The sequence below is a fragment of the Hydrogenispora ethanolica genome, from assembly GCF_004340685.1.
Lineage (GTDB): Bacteria > Bacillota > UBA4882 > UBA8346 > UBA8346 > Hydrogenispora > Hydrogenispora ethanolica.
This window is the reverse complement of sequence record NZ_SLUN01000085.1, coordinates 1-1673: the sequence shown is the minus strand read 5'-3', so window position 1 is coordinate 1673 and position 1673 is coordinate 1. Positions and strand designations below refer to the sequence as shown.

At 34.2% G+C, this 1673-nt stretch carries 2 protein-coding genes; both read left to right on the top strand.

Annotated elements, in window-relative coordinates; all coding sequences use genetic code 11:
* Positions 1-966: hypothetical protein (locus EDC14_RS27040; RefSeq protein WP_165908349.1), on the top strand; the 966-nt coding region annotated here is incomplete at its 5' end.
* Positions 967-1005: 39 nt separating this feature from the next.
* Entirely contained in the window at positions 1006-1437 is a 432-nt protein-coding gene (locus EDC14_RS26370; protein WP_132018399.1) for an RDD family protein, read from the top strand.
* Positions 1438-1673: the final 236 nt, after the last annotated feature.

Below are 1673 nucleotides of genomic sequence, written 5' to 3'. Positions count from 1 at the left end.
GGTTTTAGCGAATTGTTATCCGGAACAGCCTTGGCGAGTTCTTTGGGAAAAATAGGCACTCAAGCATTAACTACCGGATTAACCAGCGGAACGATATCGGTTTTAATGGGTGGCGATTTTTGGGATTCGTTTGGTCAAGGGATCATAAGTGGCGGAGTAAGTGGTTATCTGAATAGTAAAACCAAGTTTGCCGAAAATGATTTCTTAAATAACATCAAGAAATGGTTTAATAATGCATTTGGTCAATTTGCAGGTACGGGAGAGTATAGCTTGAAGGCTAGTGATGCTCTAGCTTTATGTGGGGCTAGTAATGCGATATCAGAGGCGTTAATGAACGCTGTAAACCCTTCTAGTATAGCGACTAATGATACCACAACCGATGTTGAATACGATTTAAGTGGAGCAGTACTTGAAGGAGGGACCTTACTTGCTAGCAATAATACAAGTGTTAATAGACAAGCCACTCCTGCTCAAGTCAATGGGGTTATAAAAGTGACAGCTACAACACGAGATGCTAAGGGAAGAATAGTCCAACAAAAAACCGATTATATTCTTAATGGAAAAACGGTTAAAACAATTATTGCAAGCTATACCAATGGTAAAATGACGGGACGCACTGTATTGGATTATACAACTGATGTTGGAAAATCAACTAGCAGGAATACAAATAATTGGGGGTTTTCGGGTGGAATAACATGGGCAGAATGGGGTGTTGAGGCTGGAGTAGTTGGTTTATCTGGTGGAGCAAAAAATACAAAATGGTTTCTAAGTGGTAGTATTTTATTTATGAGTGGTGAAGTTGGATTGGATGTTTCTAAATTGAAATTTTATGCTGAAACTGACATGGCACCATTTACGTTACGACTTGGACCTTTATATGTAGATTGGAGTTTGGTTGATTTTACAAAGGATTTTTGGGGTCATATACCTGATTGGGGAACTAAAGACTGGAGTATTATTAAATAATACTTTAAAAGGGAAAAGGCCATTCTATGAGGTGATAGCGTGAAATTAGTTAATTGTGTGAAAAGGTTTATTGCTCTATTAATAGATTTTATAAGTTTATATGTTATGGGTTTTTCCTTATTAATAATAATTTTTATAATTGCAAAAATGTCAAATATACAACCACTTAACGAATCACATAGCCATACAGCATGGGGATTTATTCAGTATCTTTTTCCAATTACTATTTTTATTTTAATTATACTATATTTTGTTGCTATGGAAACAAAATACGATGCTACTTTAGGAAAGATGGCTCTGAAATTAAGATTGAGAACGGAAAGTGGAGAAAAAATTAGTGCCTCACGAGCATTTATACGACTTATATTATTAGTTATTACTAGCTTTGCTGGCATAGGATTTATTTTTTATCTATTCAATAAAAAAAATCAATTCTTGCATGATTGGTTGACAAAGACATATGTAGAATAAAATTATTGTGTATTTTGTAAGAACTCATTGAAATCCGATTTTTTACCAAAGATATATGATATCGTACTAAAACGTTATAGAGATGATATTAAAAAAAGAAAGATAATATTGATAATGGTCAGAGTATCTAAATTTCTTTAACCTAAATCCGTGAACTAAACAGATACAAAACCAGGGAAACCAGTGATAAATCTAGAATGATCGTAGGTAGAAAGACACACCTGCGAGGTTAAAAG